This is a genomic window from Hyphomonas sp. (genome assembly GCF_036964145.1).
Lineage (GTDB): Bacteria > Pseudomonadota > Alphaproteobacteria > Caulobacterales > Hyphomonadaceae > Hyphomonas.
Genome location: NZ_JBALUC010000004.1, coordinates 303,434 through 320,510, shown reverse-complemented (window position 1 = coordinate 320,510; position 17,077 = coordinate 303,434). Strand labels below are relative to the sequence as shown.

The window sequence follows — 17,077 nt, the reverse complement described above, 5'->3', positions numbered from 1 at the left end:
ATGGCCATTCCCTTTTACCACAGGCGACGATCGGGTTGAAATGAATTCGGTGCTGCACTGCGGCGATGCCTTTCGCCACGTAAGCGCTTGCTCCTGACTTTCGCGACACTATTGTTGGCTAAGACCCAGATGAGGAAGAGTTCATGCGCTTTGAAGGCACCCAGGATTACGTCGCCACCGAGGATTTGAAAGTGGCCGTCAATGCAGCCATTGCTCTGGAGCGGCCGCTCCTGATCAAGGGGGAGCCGGGCACGGGCAAAACGGTACTCGCCATCGAGGTGGCCAAGGCCCTCGGGGCAGAACTCATCGAATGGCACATCAAATCAACCACAAAGGCGAGCCAGGGCCTCTACGAATATGATGCGGTCTCCCGCCTGCGCGACGGCCAGATGGGCGAAGAGCGCGCCAAGGACGTGGCGAATTACATCAAAAAGGGCAAGCTGTGGGAGGCGTTCACCGCCGACAAGCGCCCGATCCTGCTGATCGACGAGATCGACAAGGCCGACATCGAATTCCCAAACGATCTCCTGCAGGAACTCGACCGGATGGAATTCTATGTCTACGAGACCGACGAGACGGTGAAAGCGCTGCAGCGCCCGATCGTGATCATCACGTCGAACAATGAGAAGGAATTGCCGGACGCCTTCCTGCGCCGCTGCTTCTTCCACTTCATCAAATTCCCGGACGAAGAGACGATGCAGGAAATCGTCGACGTCCACTTCCCCGACATCAAGAAGAAACTGGTCAAGGACGCGCTGACGACATTCTACGCCATGCGTGAACTGCCCGGCGTGAAGAAGAAACCGTCGACCTCGGAACTGCTCGACTGGCTGAAGCTCCTGATGAACGAGGATATCGACCTCGAAACGCTGCAGGAAAATGACCCGGATCGCCTGACGCCGCCGCTACATGGCGCGCTGCTGAAGAACGAACAGGACGTTGCCCTGTTCGAACGTCTCGCCTTCCTCGCCCGGCGCGGCGACGGTGGTGGCGGCCGTAGAGGCCCTGCGGGCTAGCGCCCCAGCCCTAGTCCTGTGTGATGTCGCCCAGGGGCTCTGCCTTTGGCCGGCGGTTCACGTCTTCGCGGCTTTTCAGGAAGTCGGCCATCTTGGTCTTGTCCTGGCGTTCGTCGAACCAGGTTTTCCACGCGAGCGTCATCCAGGCCGCGTGGAAGGCCAGACCGAAAACGATGGAGACCAGCCCCGGAATGGGCCCGATATGTGCGCGGCGGACAAATTCGCCGAGTGTCAGGACATCCGTGGGATGGATTGCAATCTTGGCAAAATAGGCTGCGCCCTGAATGGCAAAGATCCAGCCATAATTACGGCGCAGGCGGCGCCCGATCGCGCGCGGCATGGATATTCGGTATTGCGGCTTTTCGTAATCATCCGATAGCGCCGTGCCCCGGTCGAGGGGAATACGCGCCCCTTCCCCGCGCAGCATCGGCACGTAAAAGGCAATCTCCAGCACCCGCGCCCGGAAGCGCCAGACATAGAAGAACCGGTAGCGTCGGGCCTCCAGGATCAGGAACATGATGCAAAGCGCACCGACGAGCACAATAGGAAAGGGCGAGGCCCGATCACTGGCAAACGAGACCGACAGGCCGATGCCGGTGGAGATCACGGCCCAATTGGTCGTCTGGTCGAGGCGTTGGCGCCAGATGGTGGAGCGATAGACTTCCGCGCGGTAGAGGTGCGCCAGCGCGCCAACCTCCTTGCTGCCGACAATGGCTTCCGGCGGGTCGCCGTCCGGATCTTCCTGGAATTCAATATCGCTCATGGCCCCATTCTATGGCGGGAGTCTTGGCCGCGCCAAGGGGCAAACCGCCCCAAACTCAGCCGTTCTCGTTCGCCGCTTCCTGTTTTTCCGACAGGATCGACTTCAGCGGTATCGGCATCGCCTCTTCGCGGAAGGACAGGGTCGATTGCGGGAACGGGATTGTGATGCCCGCTTCGTCCAGGGCATCCTTAACGGCAAAGGCGACCTCATCATAGGTTTCACGCTGCTCCGCCGGGCGACTGCCGGACCACCAGAGCAATTTGAAATCGATTGAGGAGCCGCCGAATGACACGCATTGGACATCCTTGGTCTCGGATTGTTTCACCGTCTCACAGGACTCCAGCGCATCCTGCAGTACGGCCTTCGCCTGACGCATGTCAGTGTCATAATCGACCCCCACGACCAGTTCCTGGCGTTTCAGGCCGCGATCGGTCTCGATGTTCACGGGATTCTTGAAGAGATAGGAATTCGGCACGATAACCAGTTCGCCATCTGTCTCGCGGACATGGGTTTCCCGGATCAGGATGTTTTCCACCCGGCCATAAACGTCTTCGCACTCAATCACGTCGCCAATGCGCAGCTTTTCCCGACCCAGGATAATGACGCCTGCGAGGAAATTCTCGAACACATCCTTGAACGCAAAGCCGATGGCAACGGAGGTCAGGCCAAGCCCGGCGATGATGTCAGAGGGCGATACCGATGGGAAAATCACGGTCATCGCGATGGCGATGCCGATAACCCAGGCCGCAATGGAGATCAGGTTTCGCGCCAGCGTGACCAGCGCCTCACGCACATGCGCGCGCTGCATGGCCGCCGACACGACCGCCCGAATGATGCGACCGACGAGCAGGGTCATCACCAGGATCACCAAGGCAATGGTCAGGTTGGGCAGGCTTTTGAAAAAGGCCGAAGCCATGCTTTCGACTTCGGCCTTCAGGTCTTCGATTGGGGTAAATTCCATGTGCTTTCAACGCACAAGTGGCGATTTGGTTCCCCTTACGGGCAATAGCCATTTTCCAGGATCGGAGCGTAGCCCTCCAGGGCCGTGCGGACATGATGGGTATCGTCTGCGTTGGCGTCCTGGCGAATACGTCCGGCCAGAGCGGCCGCATTTCCGGTCATGCGGCGCCGCCACAGGGCATAGCGCAAGGAATCCGGATCAGCCGTCAGCGCTACGGCCCGGTCGAACTGGCCGAGGTCGCAGGTCTGCATGGACAATTCTGCGAGAGCATAGCCGAAATCGGCCTGTTCGAAGGACCGGTCGAGCCCGGACGCCTGTTGGCGCGGGCCGGCCAGATCAAACATGGCTTCCATCACCCGACGCCGGATTGCCGCATTCGGCGCCATTCGTGCACCTTCCGCCATGATTTCCGGCCGGCCGATATTGAACGGCCTCACACCAGCGCGGGCATCGCGGAGGAATTCGTCCCAATCGCCGGCCGACAAGGCGAGTTCCGCCTTCTGGCGCGCATAGGGTATGCTACTGGACCTGCGCGCCACCGACGCACCGAGGCGCGTACGCCATTCCTGTATCAAGTGGGCGTCGCTGCTCAAGGAGACCGTCTCAAGGAAAGGCCGGGCCAACCGGGCCTGCTTCTCTTTCGGCAGCACGGCCGCGGCCACCCAGATCGCGTCCAGCATGCACGCCGCCTCATCTGCCCCCATGCAGGATTGCGCATCACGCGCACCTGCAGGCCCAGCCCCAAGAGCGGCCAGCCCCATCAAAACGCCCAGGATCATTGATTTCATCCCGCCTGATTAGCAAATTCAGCTGAACCGGGCATGAGCGTTTCGGTCAGGAAGCCACCATGCGCAGCCGGCTGAAATGCTGGTCCCACCCCTTGTCATGGCTTGTCAGCATCTCGAATACGTCGCCCTCGAAAGAGTCGAAGCCGGTGTGAACCAGCGTCACTTTGGTACCGCCATAGGCAGCTTCCAGCCGCCATTCCACCTCGGTTTCATGGCCGTTGAGGAAGGCGTGCGTGAAGGTATAGACAAGCCGGTGCGGAGGCTCGGAGACGAGTACCCTGCCCCAGCACATTTTCGGGTCCGGCTTGTCCTTGTTCTCACGCAGCAGGGCGTAATCCTGCCCAGCCTCCAATACCTTGTCTGATTCATGGAACCAGCGCGCGAGCTTGTCCGGCTCGACAAGGTAGGTCCAGACGCGCTCCGGCGCCGCATTGATGAAGATGGTCTTGGTCAGAGTGGCGTCAGTCATCGGATCCCTCCACAGCCTGTTTCAGATTGGCGAGCTTGTCGTCCCAGAACTGGCTGAAGAAGGTCAGCCATTCCGCGACGGGTTTCAGTCCCTCGGGATTGAGCTTGTTGATCGCTTCCCTGCCCTGACGCTCGACCAGGATCAGGTCAGCAGATTCCAGCTGGGCGAGGTGTTTCGAGACAGCGGGACGGCTCATCTCGAACTGGCTGGCAATATCCGAGACCCGCAAATCGCCCTCTGCCAGCATGGACATGATCGCGCGTCGGGTCGGGTCAGCTATGGCCCGGAAGACATCTGGGTCTGACATATCATGAAACCTTTCAGTTTCCTTTTATAAGAAACCTATTGGTTTCATGTCAAGCGCGCTTTTGCTTTTCCCAGCGTCATCTTGGACATGGGGGCCCTGCGACGCTATCTTCAGGGTGAACCAATCGAAGAGACCCGCCCATGTTCCTGAACTTCTTCAATGAGCTGCGCGAAGCCAAAGTGCCCGTCACCCTGAAGGAATACCTTCTGCTGATGGAGGCGATGGACAAGCAGGTCATCGATATGGACGTCGAGGATTTCTACTATCTCTCCCGCGCCGCGCTGGTGAAGGATGAGCGCAACATCGACAAGTTCGACAAGGTTTTCGGTCACGTTTTCAAGGGGCTCGACAGCCTAGCAGATGCCGTCGACGTTGAGGACATTCCCGAGGAATGGCTGCGCAAGATGTCCGAGAAGTTCCTGAGCAAGGAAGAGATGGACGAAATCGAAGCCATGGGCGGCTTTGAAAAACTGATGGAGACGCTGCAAAAACGACTCGAGGAACAAAAGAAACGCCATGAGGGCGGCAACAAATGGATCGGCACGGGCGGCACCTCGCCCTTCGGCGCGAATGGCTACAATCCTGAAGGTGTCCGCATCGGCCAGGAGAAATCCCGTCACCGCCGCGCCGTGAAGGTCTGGGACAAGCGCGAATTCAAGAATTACGACGACTCGGTCGAACTCGGCACACGCAACATCAAGGTCGCCATGAAGCGGCTGCGCAAATGGGCCCGCAAGGGCGCGCCGGACGAACTCGATCTCGACCAGACGATCCGCAACACGGCCCGCAAGGGCTATCTCGACATCGAGATGCGTGCGGAGAAGCGCAATACGGTCTCGGTCCTGCTGCTGCTCGACGTGGGTGGATCAATGGACCCGTATGTCCGCATCATGGAGGAGCTGTTCTCGGCGGCCCGGTCCGAGATCAAGAATCTCGAATATTACTACTTCCACAACTGCCCCTATGAAGGGCTGTGGAAGGACAATCGTCGGCGCATGAACAACCGCATCCCGACCTGGGACGTGCTGAACAAGTATCCGAGCGACTACAAGGTCATCGTCGTGGGCGATGCCACGATGAGCCCATATGAGATCACCTATTCCGGCGGCTCGGTCGAGCATTGGAACGAGGAAGCCGGTGGCATCTGGATCCAGCGTTTCGTGGAGCGTTACCCGAACTTTGTATGGCTGAACCCGGTCAAGGAAGGCGCATGGGACTATACCGGATCCATCAAGCTGATCCGGGAACTGATTGGCGAACACCGCATGTTCGAACTGACGCTGGATGGCCTTGACGAAGCGATGAAGGAACTCAGCCGCTAAAGGGTTCCGGACGCAGCATTATTGATTGTTCTCAAACCTGTGGTCTTCGGAACCGGTTACGAGCGCCTTGTCGGAGGAACCATCATGAGCAGCGTACATATAAACCAGAACGGGCCGGTCCTGATCGTGACCATAGATCGGCCGCAAGCGCGCAATGCCGTGGACGGCCCCACCGCCAAGGCCCTCTACGATGCGTTCAAGGAGTTTGATTCCGACGACAGCGCCCGTGTCGCGATCCTGACAGGTGCCGACGGAAATTTCTGCGCCGGCGCAGACCTGAAGGCCGTGGCTGCCGGCGGCGGCAACCGGGTGGAAGCCGAGGGTGATTTCGGCCCAATGGGGCCAAGCCGCCTCGAACTTTCGAAACCTGTTATCGCCGCCGTGGACGGCTATGCCGTGGCCGGAGGGATCGAGCTGGCCGCATGGTGCGATCTGCGCGTCGTCTCGCCGTCTGCGAAATTCGGTGTCTTCTGCCGGCGCTTTGGCGTGCCCCTGATTGATGGCGGCACGATCCGCCTGCCCCGCCTGATCGGCGCCTCCCGCGCGATGGACATGATCCTGACCGGACGGGAAGTCGGCGCAGAGGAAGCGCTCGCGATCGGTCTCGCCAATTACAAGACCGATGAGGAAACCGCCCTCGCCAAGGCCATGAATGTGGCAGAGCACATTGCAGCCTTCCCCCAGCTTTGCATGCAGAAGGACCGATTGTCCGCCTTGCGCCAATGGAGCCTCGACCTGCCGGACGCCCTGAGGGCAGAAACCGAAGGCGGGTTGGAAGTGCTTCGCGCGGGCAGCGCCGTGGAAGGCGCCTCGCGTTTCACGTCCGGCCAGGGCCGGGGCGGTGCACTCGCCTAGGGGCCTACCAGCCGCCGCCGCCGCCACCTCCGCCGCCACCACCGGAAAATCCGCCTCCCCCGCCACCAGACGAACTGGAGCTTTGCGGCAGGGAGCTGCTGACTCCCGTGCTCATACTCGACATGATCGCATCATTCATGCCGCCGACACTGCCAAAGGACCGGCTGCCGAAATGTCCCCAGGCCGGCGAATAGGCTGCGGCTGCGGCAGGCAATGCTTTTTCGAAATACTTCGTCCACGGTTTTTCTACATCGAGCGCGACAGCGTAGGGAAGAAACCGCTCATACCGCTCCACACTCATCGGAGGCGGCGCATCGCTGCCCACGTCGACCGAGTTCATCTGAAGCTTTTCGGCCTTTTCCAGATACAGTTTGAACCCTTCGATTTCGGTCCGCGTCTTCTGCCCCTTGGGCGTTGGCGCGGGCATCAGATACATGAAGAGACCATTGATCGCCGCAAGAGCCAGAATGACGGCCATATGCCACCAGGACCAGTTGATAGTCTGCGTCACGGCCAGCACGATGCCGGCGATGGTCAACACGACCGCCACAAGCGTATAACCGAGATTCCAGCGGAAGTAGGCCTTGCCATATTTCCGGGAGAGCGATTTCCGGAACAGCGAATAGGCCGTTGTAAAGCTCGCATCATACTTGCCGCCCAGGGTACGCGTGGAGGCGCCCTCAAACAAATCGTCATTGAGTTGCTGCTCGTCTGCTGACAGGGCCGCCCAAACACCTGGCTTGCGCGTCAGAATGGTCGACTTCTTCTCCGAGGCGTCGATGTCGACAGCCCCCTTGGTGCCCATGCTGATCAGCGTGGAGATCAGGGCGCCATGCCCGCGCAGGCCACGATAGTAGATGTGATGCACAGCGGCGGGTGACAGACTCTGCGGCGGCTCGTACCGCGCAAAAACCGGCCCCTTGGGCGGGTCCTCCCCAACCTTCCGGAAACCACGCATCAGGAAGGCGAGCACGCCAAGGAAAGAGGCAAGCAACACCCCGAGCGATCCGTACCGGAACCACCAGAGCGTACTCTTGTCTGACAGCGAAAGTGGCTCGATCACCCCTTTTTCGAGGCTGAGCGAGACGGTCAATCCTTCCCCTGCTTTGAGCGGCTGGGTCGCTTCGAACACATGTGCGCCGCCGCTCTGCCGATAGGCGTAATCGCTGCCGGTATCACCGAACCCGCCTGTATAGGCATTCTGCTCCGTAACCCGCGCCTCTTCCGGCAAGGTGATACGAGCAGCGGCCTGGTCAATCGGGAACAGCCAGTAATTTCCCGTGACGTTCCAATACAATTCATCATGGTCGTCAAAATAGCGAATCTGGTTCTTCACCTCATATTCGATTTCATAGGTGTGGCTGCCACGCTCGAGGAAGACATCGGCATCGCCAATCCGGATGCGGAAGGCATTGCCGTCCTTCTCGACCGTGTACGGCTCGCGACGACCATCGCGCGTCACGCGTTTCACGTCATACCGGTAAGGCAGCTTGTCGCCCGGCTGCCCTGCATCATCGGCATAGTATCGCGGAAGGTCCCGAAAAATACCGCGCCGGATGCGCACCCCTTCAGACATGACCTGGATCGTCTCGGACACTTTGATGTCGCCATCGGTCTCAACGGTGATCGCCACGTCGAAACTGTCGATCCTCTCCTCCGCAACCGCGACCAGCGAGACAAGGCACGCAGTAAGGCAGAGGATCAGCGTACGCACGCTCATGAAGCGCCTCCCATGTCGATCTGGGGCAACGCCCGGTCCGCCATGTCAATTTCGAAATAGGCGCGCTCCCGGAATCCCAGTGGGGCCGCCAAGAGATTGGCCGGAAAGCTCTGCACACTCGTGTTCAGTTCCCGGACCGCGCCATTATAGAATCGACGCGCCATCTCGATCTTGTCTTCGGTGTCAGCGAGTTCCTTCTGGAGTTCGAGAAAGTTTCCGCTCGCCTTCATATCGGGATAGTCCTCGGCCACCGCCATCAGGCGCGCGACCGGTTGGGACAGGGCGCTTTCCGCCGCGCCCCGGCTGGCAAGGTCATCGCCCGCCGCGAGCGCCCGCGCCCGCTTTTCTGCGACGTCGGCGAACAGCTCCCGCTCATGCGATGCATAGCCCTGCACCGTGCTGACCAGTTGCGGAATGAGATTGGCGCGGCGCTTCAGCTGCACGTCGATATCCGACCAGCCATTGTCGGCCATCTGCGACCGGCTGACGAGCCGGTTGTAGATCAACACGCCAAACACGATGAGGACGGCCACGAGGCCGAGTATGAAATAGATCAGCACAGTCGAAGGCCCTCCGGGTTGAGACCCTTATCCTTAACTGTCCTTTCGGGCGCTGTTAAGGCTGGCAGCCACCCTGCCCGGTTCGCCAGTCTGCGCGTGTCATCTCCCAGACCAGGGACCGGCGCCGCGACCCGTCCGGCCGCACACTCTCGATCTCACCCATCCGGGCAAAGCCCATCCCGTCCAGCATGCGCTGCGTCGGGACGTTCTCCAGACTGGCCGTTTCGCACAACAGATCCAGATCGAGTGCCTCGAACATCCAGGTGAAACTGGCCACCGCGCCGCGCGTCCCCTGCCCCTTGGCATGCTGGGATGGGTGCAGCGCGCCGCCCAACTCTCCGGCGGCCCACTGGGGCCAGACCTGAACATCGCTGTATCCCATGATCTGCCCGTCCTCTGCCGCGCGCACGAACAGAAGACCTGTGCCGGCCTCACGCTCTTCCAAGTGTTGCTGGATGAATGCGCCGACACTCGCCTCGGTCAGGGGCCGGGGCAAGGTATAAATGGGCGCATAGACGGCAGGATCTGACAGGAGCGCGAACAGCCCGGCCGCATCCTCGGGAACGGCCAGCCGCGACGCGTCGGGGGCATCCCCCAGCCGTTCGGCCTGGCGGACACGATCACGGATTCCGTCGGCCCGTTCAGGCGATATTTCCCGCCGTGTGATGGGTATTCCGTCTGCCATGCAACAGAGGTGGCCATAACACGGTGCACGCGACAAGACTTCACGCGGCGATATACCCCTGTCATCACGGGCATAAACGCATTGACCCACCCCGTGGCTGCGGCCAGATGCGCGCATGACTGACTCCGCCCCAACTGTAGCGCACCATGGCAAAAATGCCTTCATGTTCGTGATCATCACGGTAGCGATCGATATGCTGGCCTTCGGCCTGATCATTCCGGTCGTGCCGACCCTGGTCCAGGAACTGGGCAACATCAGCGCTGAGCGGTCCACGCTCTATATTGGCGGCCTCGGCGCGACCTATGCCTTCATGAATTTTCTGTTCGGCCCCATGCTGGGCGCCCTGTCGGACCGCTTCGGGCGACGCCCCGTATTGCTCGCCTCGATTGCGACCCTGTCCCTGGACTTCCTGATCATGGGATTTGCCAATTCGATCTGGCTGCTCTTTCTGGGCCGCGCCCTGTCCGGCATTTCCGGGGCGACTTCGGCGACCGCCAATGCCTATATCGCGGACGTCACCGAGCCGGAGAATCGCGGCAAGGCGTTTGGCATGGTCGGGGCCGCCTTCGGATTTGGCTTCGTCTTCGGACCCGTAATGGGCGGTTTCCTCGGAGATATCGACGCGCGCGCGCCTTTCTTTGCCGCGGCTGGGCTTGCCCTTCTGAACTTTGCCTATGGCTCTCTCGTGCTGCCGGAATCGCTGGACCGGGAACATCGCCGTCCATTCGTGATGGCGCGGTCAAACCCGTTCGGCGCCGTGAAACATTTCTCGAAGCTGCCGCATGTGTCCTGGTTCCTCGTCGCGGCAGGCATCTTCTTCTTCGCCCATACAGTCTACCCGGCGACATGGTCGGTGCATGGCGAAATCCGGTATGACTGGTCGCCGAAGGAAATCGGCCTGTCGCTCGGACTTGTGGGATTGGGCGCCGCCGTGGTGCAGGCCGGGCTGATCGGCATCGTCCTGAAACGGTTGGGCGCAGTTCGCACCGCGCTCTACGGTATTGCCATCAATGCGATCGCGCTGGTCCTGTATGGATTCGCGGGCGCCGGATGGGTGGTCTACCTGATCATCCCGATTGGCGCACTCGGCGGCGTCGCGAGCCCCACGCTCAACTCGCTGATGTCATCGGTGACACCGCGCAATGCACAGGGTGAATTGCAGGGGGCATCGGCCAGCCTGAATTCCTTCGCCATGATCTTCGGCCCGCTGATCATGGCCGGCACGCTCTTCTATTTTACCGAAGAAGGCACACCCTTCCGCTTTCCGGGGGCTGCCTTCCTGCTGGCAGGCGTTCTGACGGCCCTTGCCATCATCCCGTTCCTGCGCGGGGTGCAGGCCAACAAGGATGCGCTCCCCTCAGACGAATGAAGCCGGCCCACACGGAGCCGGCTTCAACATGATTTCCGGTAGGTTTTAGCTTTTCGGCTTCATCAGCAGGCCGGCCAGTACACCGACAATGCCGCCACCGACACCGCCTTCAAGCAGCGTGTTGATGATGTTCAGCGGAGATGTCGCGCTGGCAGTCGCATCGCCCAGGACCTGGATATTGGCCGCGTCCAGCCCGTAATGGGCTCCAATGCCGCCGACAATTCCCCCAATCAGTCCGCCGGTGCCGCCGCCGCCGGCCAGTCGTGATACGAGCGGGCCGACCACAAGGCCGCCGATAGCGCTCAGAATGAGCGGTACAATGTCTTCCATAATTTGCCCTCCCTTTAGGCATTCAGGGGGGCTCTGACGGCCCCTCCATCAAGGATGAGATCGCTTTTCGGCCAAGAGGTCCAGAAAATTTACCACAAGTCCGAGTGTTGCAACTGCGAGAAACTGCGGGCAAAGACCGGCGGGATGAGCGCTTCCCAACCTGCCCTGTTCCTCGATCGAGACGGCGTCATTAACGTCGACAAAGGCTATGTCAGCCGTGAGGAGGATTTCGAATGGGTTCCCGGAGCGGCAGAGGCTATTGCCGCCTTCAATGCCCGGAACTGGTACGTCTTCGTGGTGACAAACCAGTCGGGAATTGCCCGCAACTATTACACGGAGTCAGACATGCACACGCTGCATGACTGGATGCTGGCTGAACTGGCCCAACAGGGTGCACGCATCGACCGGATCTATCACTGCCCCTACCATGAAGAGGGCGAGAATCCGGCTTATCGAAAAGCCAGTTTCGACCGGAAACCCAATCCCGGCATGCTCCTGGCGGCCATGTCCGAGTTCCCGGTCAAACGAGAGCAGAGTTTTCTCATTGGCGACAAGGAAACCGACATGGCCGCCGCGCGCGCGGCGGGCGTAGCCGGTTTCCTGTTCCGCGGCGGGAATCTCGCTGAATTTGCCGAATGGACTCTCGCAGGTTTCGAAGACGGCAATCGCGGGTAGGAAAGGCCTGGCCCCCAGTTCCGTTTACGCAAAGGTAAGGCTGGCTTTGCGGCAATCTCCTGATTAGTGTGCGCCGCAACAAGCATCGCATACACTGGAGGATACCTCATGCGTGAAGCCGTAATCGTTTCCTATGCCCGTACAGGCATGGCCAAAGCCAATCGGGGCTCACTGAACAACACACACGGGATCACGATGGCCGGCACGGCCATCAAGGGCGCCCTTGATCGCGCTGGCATCGAGGCTGGTTTGGTCGAAGACGTGTTCCTCGGCTGCGCGCAGCCTGAAGGCGCGACCGGACACAATGTGGCCCGCAACGCCGCACTCTGGGCTGGTTGCCCGTCCACGACGTCCGGTGCCACGATCAACCGTTTCTGTTCGTCCGGCCTGCAGGCGATTGCCAACGCAGCCCACACGGTCATCAATGAAGGCGCGCCTGTTGCCATCGGCGGCGGCGTTGAATCCCTGTCCCTCGTCTCCCGTAGCGGTCACATGAACCTTCACCGCTACACCGAAGACGAACTGATGAAGAAGTGGCCGGCGATCTGGATGACCATGATCGAGACCGCTGAAATCGTCGCTGACCGTTATGGCGTCAGCCGCGAATACCAGGACCAGTACTCTGCTGAATCCCAGAAGCGCACCGCTGCGTTCCAGGAAAAAGGCTACATGGCCGAGGAAATCGTGCCGCTGAAAACCACGATGAAACTGGTCAACAAGGAAACCGGCGAAGAGACGCTGCAGGAAGTCGTATGTGATCGCGACGAGTGCAACCGCCCCGGCACGACGTTTGAAAGCCTTTCCGGCCTGAAGCCGGTTTTCTCTGGCGGCATGGTCGTCAAGGAAGGCAAATACGTCACCGCCGGTAACGCATCCCAGCTGTCAGACGGCTCCGCAGCCGTCGTCGTGATGGAAGCCAAGGAAGCCGAGAAGCGCGGCCTGAAGCCGCTCGGTCGTTTCGTCGGCTTCAACGTCGCTGGCTGTGATCCGGACGAAATGGGCATCGGCCCTGTCTTCGCTGTGCCACGCCTGCTGGAACGCCACGGCCTGAAGGTTGACGATATCGACCTCTGGGAACTGAATGAAGCCTTCGCCTCGCAGTGCCTCTACAGCCGCGACCGTCTCGGCATCGATCCCGAGAAGTACAATGTGAATGGCGGCTCGATCTCCATCGGCCACCCCTTCGGCATGACCGGCGCACGCTGCACAGGATCCTTGCTGATGGAAGGCCAGCGCCGCGGCGCAAAATATGGCGTTGTCACGATGTGCATCGGCGGCGGCATGGGCGCAGCCGGTCTCTTCGAGATCTTCAGCTAACCCCCTTCCCCATCATCCAATGAAAAAAAGCCCCCGGTCCTCGGACCGGGGGCTTTCTTTATCTCGGGCTACGGGAAACCTAGAAGGCTACCGTCAGCGTGGCCTGAACCGTGCGCGGATTGAGAGGACGGAAGAAGGCGTCGCCGCCACCCGTTGTGGTGAACGTGAAGGCCAGTGTGTCCTCGTCAAAGATGTTGTCCACGTTCAGACGAAGACTGACATTCTCAGGCAGGCCAAAATTGTTCGGACCGCCAATGTCCGCATAAGCGCTCCACAGGAAATAGCCCTCCATCTTGTTGCCGGGACTGTCTGCAGCTTCCCGGAAATCGGCGTAGCGGTCGCCGGTATATTTCGTCGACACGTTTCCGACGAACCATTCAGTCGGCTCCCAGGTTATGCCGCCGCTGAAAATCCATTCCGGACTGTCCGCCAACAAGCTGCCGGAGGGATTGTCCAGGAAGGTGTCATCATTGGTCGCATTATTATAAGTCAGGTTCACATCGCCATAGAGCTTGCGATCGAACATTTCCGGCTGCCACACACCCGACACCTCGACACCATAGGCCGTGGTCGAGCCGGCATTCACCGAGAAGGATTCTGGCTGGAGCGTCGCCGGATTGATCACATTCCCTGTCACGAGACGGTTGTCGAACGAGGTATAGAAGGCCGCGACCGCGCCATTGAACGTGGCTCGATTGGTTCTCAGGCCAATTTCATAATTGGTCGATTCTTCTGCGTCGGGTGCCGGAGCGACAAAGCTCGTCGCCGTCGAAAAGATATCATCCGCGCCACGTGGCAGCGCATAGTTCATGGAGAAGGACGCAAACACCTGATCGGTGTCGCTGAGATCATATACTGCTCCCAAATTGGGAAGCAGGTCGCTCGTATAGGTGGCGGAGACACTTTGCGGCCCATAACCTGGAAGCGTGTCGCCACCTCCCGCACCGCCTACCCGAATGGCGTAGTCCGCATAGTCACGATATCCATCAAGAGAGTAGTCAATATCGAGCAGCTTGGCGCCCACTTCGACCTTCAGGCGATCCTCCATCAGGCTGATCGTGTCCTTGAGATAATACTGCATCGTATCCCGGACCGACACATAGTCGCGCCGATAATAGGCTACTTCATCAAACAGGACCGCGCCATCAGCGCTGCCGTCAGCATTGTTCAGGCGCTTCTGAGTCCGGTGATACTCATCTTCTTCATACCAGCCCCCCGCTTCAATCGTGTGGTTGGCGAGTTCCCATTCAAACCCCAGAACGGCACCCTTCCGTGTGCCACCCACGCCCGATAACCCATATTGGACACCGCGTGGATGCGTGACATCGAGGCCCACTTCTACCTGGTCCTGATAGCGGCTCAGCGTATTGTCATAACCGTCCGGTGACACGCCGAAACCGTCCTTGTCTTCGTAGTAAAGCGTGGCCTTCGTGCTGAGGCCTTCCACAAGGTCGGATTCAAAATTGAGGGCGTAAAGACTGTCCTGACGGATGTTCACACGGTCCTGATAATATCCGGTGCAACTGCCTGTCTGGAGCGGAACATAGTCGGCGTCGTTGATGACCCCATCATTGTTGAAGTCGACGCTGACCGGAGAAATACATCCTTCCGGCAAGGTTTCCGAATATCCGTAATCGGTCCCCACCGCCTCAAACCCGGCACGAGAGTTGGACGGGGAATCATAGTCGAAGAAATCGTTTGAAACATAAGACGCCGTGACGAATGTGTCGGCATCAAACTCATAGCGTACCTTCCCTTCGATATGTTCGCGGTCGATCGTGCCGGGTCCCCTCCACAGATCGCTATCCGTCTTGGACCGGCTGATATAGGCCGAAAAGCCATTGATGTCCCCGGTTTCCAGTTTGACAAAGGTCCTCTGCAGATCGTCATCCCCCAGCGTGTAGGAGAGCATGCCGCCTGCTTCGTCGGACGGCGCAATCGTATTGTAGGACACGATTGGGCCGAGCGACGCATAGCTGGGCAGGGACACATCGCCCGCGCCCGGCGAGGCCACAACGGAGCCAAGATTTTCATTGTCCACATAGCGGAAGATCGGGCTGCCCCCGAACGCGTCGGACCGGCCCATCGGCACACCATCCAGGACGAAGCCTATCTGCTGGAGATTGAAGGCACGGACGGTAACGGAGTTGCCGAACTCATAGAGCCCCAGCGCGCCATCGGTCTGGACGTTGAACCCCGGAAGCGATTCCAGCATCTTGAGACCGGAAATGCCTGACGGGGCGGACAGCAATTCCTTGCGAGTCACCGCAACCGTGTTGCTTGCCTCATCCTGCCCGATGGCCAGATCTGTCTGCGAAACGCGGCGGCCTTCAACCACAACGGCCTCAAACCTTGCCTCGTCGGCGCTGTCATCTTCCTGTGCATAAGCGGGTGCCATCAAACTCGTCGCGCCCAGGATCGCCCCCAACACAAAAGGTGTTTTCGGCAACCATTGCTGCCGCTTTTTTAATGTGATCATCTCTTTCTCCCAATCTGAAATCTGTAACGCCCAGTTCAGGTTCAGGAGAGGTCAGGGTATTTTGAACATCAAATTTCGAGTGATCGTTCTAAAAGTGGCCGATTGACCGTTTTTTTTGCATCGCAGCAATCGGGCGCTCAACTACCTCCCACCATTAGGGGGAATATTGGCGCGACCTTTGGTTGCGGCCCAATGTTTTGAGAGACCATACAGGTGTGAGGATCTTGGTGTTGGAACCCGTCTTTGTGCTAGTCTTGATCCGGTCATCTACGAAGGAGTTGCCATGAAGCGTGCCATCTTAGCCGCTGCCGGACTGGTCTTGCTGTCCGCATGTGAAAGCGTACCGCACCCCCATGAACACGGCATCAGCACCGATCCGCATGGCGCGACGTCTTTCACGACGGCCGATGCCCCGCTTCCGGAATCGGCCAAGACCCCGAAGGGTGAAGCCATTGTCCGCGATGCCGATGGCCGTCCATATACTCACGCCCTGCTGGGAGAGGCCCTGCCTCCTCTATCTGGTGAAATGGCGGATGGCTCGACCTTTGATCCTGCTTCGCTGACCAATTGGACGATAATTCACGTCTGGGGGTTGTGGTGCGGCGACAGTATGGCGGATGCGCCCTACACAGCTGCGCTGGTCACCGCGATTGAACAGGACCCAGATCTCGACTTCCTGTCGATCCACACGCCCTTCAATACTGATCGCACAGCACCGGAGGACATGTTCGGCAAGCATGGGTCGGTCGCAGCCTATTTCGAGTCAAAGGGGTATAGCTTCCCCACGCTGATTGATGAGGATGCGGGCCTGCGCCAGGCGTTGCAGATCAATTGGACCCCTTCCTACCTGCTGGTAGATCCGGACGGAATTGTCCGGGGATACAGGACTGACTTGTCAGTCGCCAAGGGAGAGCCGGTGAAAGACTTTCTGAAAGATGTTGCCCGCGTCAAAGCCGAAAGGAAAAACACCGAAGCCGAGCAAACCTCTCCCGTCGCTTCGATTGGGCCGGATGGCGCGATGGGTGTTACGGGGGTCATACCGTTCAACACCATTTCTATCCGGGCCGCCTTTTCGGGATATGAGGTCGTTCCTGACAAAATGACGTCAGAAGGACAAGCATATCCCGTGTTCAACATTGTTGCAGAGCCAGACACAAGGCCCATCTATGTCGTGGAATCTGATTGGTCGCTGGGACAAGTCTACCGCGTTTCGACCACTCATCCGGACGTGGCCGGCCCGAACGGAGAACATGTCGGCACCTATCGCCTGAGCGACCTGCCGGAATCTGATCGGGCAGGATGTGTGGAGGGCGAGGACACGTCCGCAGGTCTACTGATGTGCAACGAAATGAAAGCGAATGCGCAGTTTCAGCGCGTTTTCGACCCTCTGGAAGACGGCTCCGATGCCGTTCTGGTGCGCATGACCTACTACCCATCCGCCTCCAAGTCGCCGGATTAACC

17 protein-coding genes are annotated in these 17,077 nt (G+C 59.5%); 7 read left to right on the top strand and 10 right to left on the bottom strand.

The annotated features are described in order from the left end of the window. The first annotated feature begins 143 nt into the window (after positions 1 to 143). Complete coding sequence (locus tag V7660_RS13680) at positions 144 to 1,016, top strand: AAA family ATPase (RefSeq protein ID WP_335603610.1); 873 nt, start codon at positions 144 to 146, stop codon at positions 1,014 to 1,016. Between the two features lie 10 nt (positions 1,017 to 1,026). Here the strand turns inward: V7660_RS13680 and V7660_RS13675 are convergent, their stop codons facing one another. The 5 genes from V7660_RS13675 to V7660_RS13655 are packed head-to-tail and all read right to left on the bottom strand — an operon-like array spanning position 1,027 to position 4,304. Next, positions 1,027 to 1,779, bottom strand: coding sequence for a DUF2270 domain-containing protein (locus V7660_RS13675; protein WP_335603609.1), 753 nt, complete (start codon positions 1,777 to 1,779; stop codon positions 1,027 to 1,029). A gap of 55 nt (positions 1,780 to 1,834) precedes the next feature. Continuing rightward, entirely contained in the window at positions 1,835 to 2,740 is a 906-nt protein-coding gene (locus tag V7660_RS13670) for a mechanosensitive ion channel family protein (protein ID WP_335603608.1), read from the bottom strand. Between the two features lie 35 nt (positions 2,741 to 2,775). Then, positions 2,776 to 3,519 (bottom strand): hypothetical protein, encoded by a 744-nt coding sequence (locus tag V7660_RS13665; RefSeq protein ID WP_335603607.1) that lies wholly within the window; start codon positions 3,517 to 3,519, stop codon positions 2,776 to 2,778. A gap of 55 nt (positions 3,520 to 3,574) precedes the next feature. Beyond that, a complete protein-coding gene (locus V7660_RS13660; protein WP_335603606.1) occupies positions 3,575 to 3,997 on the bottom strand; it encodes an SRPBCC family protein in 423 nt (140 codons plus the stop codon). Continuing rightward, entirely contained in the window at positions 3,990 to 4,304 is a 315-nt protein-coding gene (locus V7660_RS13655) for an ArsR/SmtB family transcription factor (RefSeq protein ID WP_335603605.1), read from the bottom strand. The genes V7660_RS13660 and V7660_RS13655 overlap by 8 nt, the downstream gene beginning before the upstream one ends. A 140-nt stretch (positions 4,305 to 4,444) precedes the next feature. Here V7660_RS13655 and V7660_RS13650 point away from each other — a divergent pair, with 140 nt between their 5' ends. Beyond that, on the top strand, positions 4,445 to 5,626 hold the full coding sequence (locus V7660_RS13650) for a vWA domain-containing protein (RefSeq protein WP_335603604.1): 1,182 nt from the start codon (positions 4,445 to 4,447) through the stop codon (positions 5,624 to 5,626). A gap of 84 nt (positions 5,627 to 5,710) precedes the next feature. Beyond that, positions 5,711 to 6,481: a crotonase/enoyl-CoA hydratase family protein gene (locus V7660_RS13645; RefSeq protein WP_335603603.1), complete on the top strand. Its 771-nt coding sequence runs from the start codon at positions 5,711 to 5,713 to the stop codon at positions 6,479 to 6,481. Positions 6,482 to 6,485: 4 nt separating this feature from the next. On the opposite strand, the gene V7660_RS13640 is transcribed toward V7660_RS13645, so the two are convergent. From V7660_RS13640 to V7660_RS13630, 3 genes are all read right to left on the bottom strand, one after another. Then, on the bottom strand, positions 6,486 to 8,201 hold the full coding sequence (locus V7660_RS13640) for a DUF2207 domain-containing protein (RefSeq protein WP_335603602.1): 1,716 nt from the start codon (positions 8,199 to 8,201) through the stop codon (positions 6,486 to 6,488). Then, positions 8,198 to 8,755, bottom strand: a complete 558-nt coding sequence (locus tag V7660_RS13635) for a LemA family protein (protein WP_442910050.1) — start codon at positions 8,753 to 8,755, stop codon at positions 8,198 to 8,200. The genes V7660_RS13640 and V7660_RS13635 overlap by 4 nt, the downstream gene beginning before the upstream one ends. Positions 8,756 to 8,816: 61 nt before the next feature. Continuing rightward, positions 8,817 to 9,446: a GNAT family N-acetyltransferase gene (locus V7660_RS13630; protein ID WP_335603600.1), complete on the bottom strand. Its 630-nt coding sequence runs from the start codon at positions 9,444 to 9,446 to the stop codon at positions 8,817 to 8,819. Between the two features lie 115 nt (positions 9,447 to 9,561). On the opposite strand from V7660_RS13630, the gene V7660_RS13625 reads away from it, so the two are divergent. Next, positions 9,562 to 10,815 carry a TCR/Tet family MFS transporter gene (locus tag V7660_RS13625; protein WP_335603599.1) on the top strand — a complete coding sequence of 418 codons (1,254 nt, stop codon included), beginning with the start codon at positions 9,562 to 9,564 and terminating at the stop codon, positions 10,813 to 10,815. Between the two features lie 45 nt (positions 10,816 to 10,860). Here the strand turns inward: V7660_RS13625 and V7660_RS13620 are convergent, their stop codons facing one another. Then, the gene (locus V7660_RS13620) at positions 10,861 to 11,145 is read right to left on the bottom strand and encodes a hypothetical protein (RefSeq protein WP_335603598.1); all 285 of its coding nucleotides are present in this window, start codon (positions 11,143 to 11,145) and stop codon (positions 10,861 to 10,863) included. A gap of 144 nt (positions 11,146 to 11,289) precedes the next feature. Between V7660_RS13620 and V7660_RS13615 the strand changes: the two genes are divergently transcribed. Together V7660_RS13615 and V7660_RS13610 are read left to right on the top strand one after the other, a co-directional pair. Next, on the top strand, positions 11,290 to 11,820 hold the full coding sequence (locus tag V7660_RS13615) for an HAD family hydrolase (protein ID WP_335603597.1): 531 nt from the start codon (positions 11,290 to 11,292) through the stop codon (positions 11,818 to 11,820). A gap of 108 nt (positions 11,821 to 11,928) precedes the next feature. Next, a complete protein-coding gene (locus V7660_RS13610; protein ID WP_300267889.1) occupies positions 11,929 to 13,137 on the top strand; it encodes an acetyl-CoA C-acyltransferase in 1,209 nt (402 codons plus the stop codon). 79 nt (positions 13,138 to 13,216) lie between these two features. On the opposite strand, the gene V7660_RS13605 is transcribed toward V7660_RS13610, so the two are convergent. After that, a complete protein-coding gene (locus V7660_RS13605; RefSeq protein WP_335603596.1) occupies positions 13,217 to 15,616 on the bottom strand; it encodes a TonB-dependent receptor in 2,400 nt (799 codons plus the stop codon). A gap of 283 nt (positions 15,617 to 15,899) precedes the next feature. On the opposite strand from V7660_RS13605, the gene V7660_RS13600 reads away from it, so the two are divergent. Next, positions 15,900 to 17,075 carry a TlpA family protein disulfide reductase gene (locus V7660_RS13600; protein WP_335603595.1) on the top strand — a complete coding sequence of 392 codons (1,176 nt, stop codon included), beginning with the start codon at positions 15,900 to 15,902 and terminating at the stop codon, positions 17,073 to 17,075. Positions 17,076 to 17,077 lie beyond the last annotated feature (2 nt).

Excerpts from the sequence above, each read along its gene's own strand:
- V7660_RS13680 (WP_335603610.1), top strand. The coding sequence starts at position 144 with ATGCGCTTTGAAGGCACCCAGGATTACGTCGCCACCGAGGATTTGAAA.
- V7660_RS13675 (WP_335603609.1), bottom strand. The coding sequence starts at position 1,779 with ATGAGCGATATTGAATTCCAGGAAGATCCGGACGGCGACCCGCCGGAA.
- V7660_RS13670 (WP_335603608.1), bottom strand. The coding sequence starts at position 2,740 with ATGGAATTTACCCCAATCGAAGACCTGAAGGCCGAAGTCGAAAGCATG.
- V7660_RS13665 (WP_335603607.1), bottom strand. The coding sequence starts at position 3,519 with ATGATCCTGGGCGTTTTGATGGGGCTGGCCGCTCTTGGGGCTGGGCCT.
- V7660_RS13660 (WP_335603606.1), bottom strand. The coding sequence starts at position 3,997 with ATGACTGACGCCACTCTGACCAAGACCATCTTCATCAATGCGGCGCCG.
- V7660_RS13655 (WP_335603605.1), bottom strand. The coding sequence starts at position 4,304 with ATGTCAGACCCAGATGTCTTCCGGGCCATAGCTGACCCGACCCGACGC.
- V7660_RS13650 (WP_335603604.1), top strand. The coding sequence starts at position 4,445 with ATGTTCCTGAACTTCTTCAATGAGCTGCGCGAAGCCAAAGTGCCCGTC.
- V7660_RS13645 (WP_335603603.1), top strand. The coding sequence starts at position 5,711 with ATGAGCAGCGTACATATAAACCAGAACGGGCCGGTCCTGATCGTGACC.
- V7660_RS13640 (WP_335603602.1), bottom strand. The coding sequence starts at position 8,201 with ATGAGCGTGCGTACGCTGATCCTCTGCCTTACTGCGTGCCTTGTCTCG.
- V7660_RS13630 (WP_335603600.1), bottom strand. The coding sequence starts at position 9,446 with ATGGCAGACGGAATACCCATCACACGGCGGGAAATATCGCCTGAACGG.
- V7660_RS13625 (WP_335603599.1), top strand. The coding sequence starts at position 9,562 with ATGACTGACTCCGCCCCAACTGTAGCGCACCATGGCAAAAATGCCTTC.
- V7660_RS13620 (WP_335603598.1), bottom strand. The coding sequence starts at position 11,145 with ATGGAAGACATTGTACCGCTCATTCTGAGCGCTATCGGCGGCCTTGTG.
- V7660_RS13615 (WP_335603597.1), top strand. The coding sequence starts at position 11,290 with ATGAGCGCTTCCCAACCTGCCCTGTTCCTCGATCGAGACGGCGTCATT.
- V7660_RS13610 (WP_300267889.1), top strand. The coding sequence starts at position 11,929 with ATGCGTGAAGCCGTAATCGTTTCCTATGCCCGTACAGGCATGGCCAAA.
- V7660_RS13605 (WP_335603596.1), bottom strand. The coding sequence starts at position 15,616 with ATGATCACATTAAAAAAGCGGCAGCAATGGTTGCCGAAAACACCTTTT.
- V7660_RS13600 (WP_335603595.1), top strand. The coding sequence starts at position 15,900 with ATGAAGCGTGCCATCTTAGCCGCTGCCGGACTGGTCTTGCTGTCCGCA.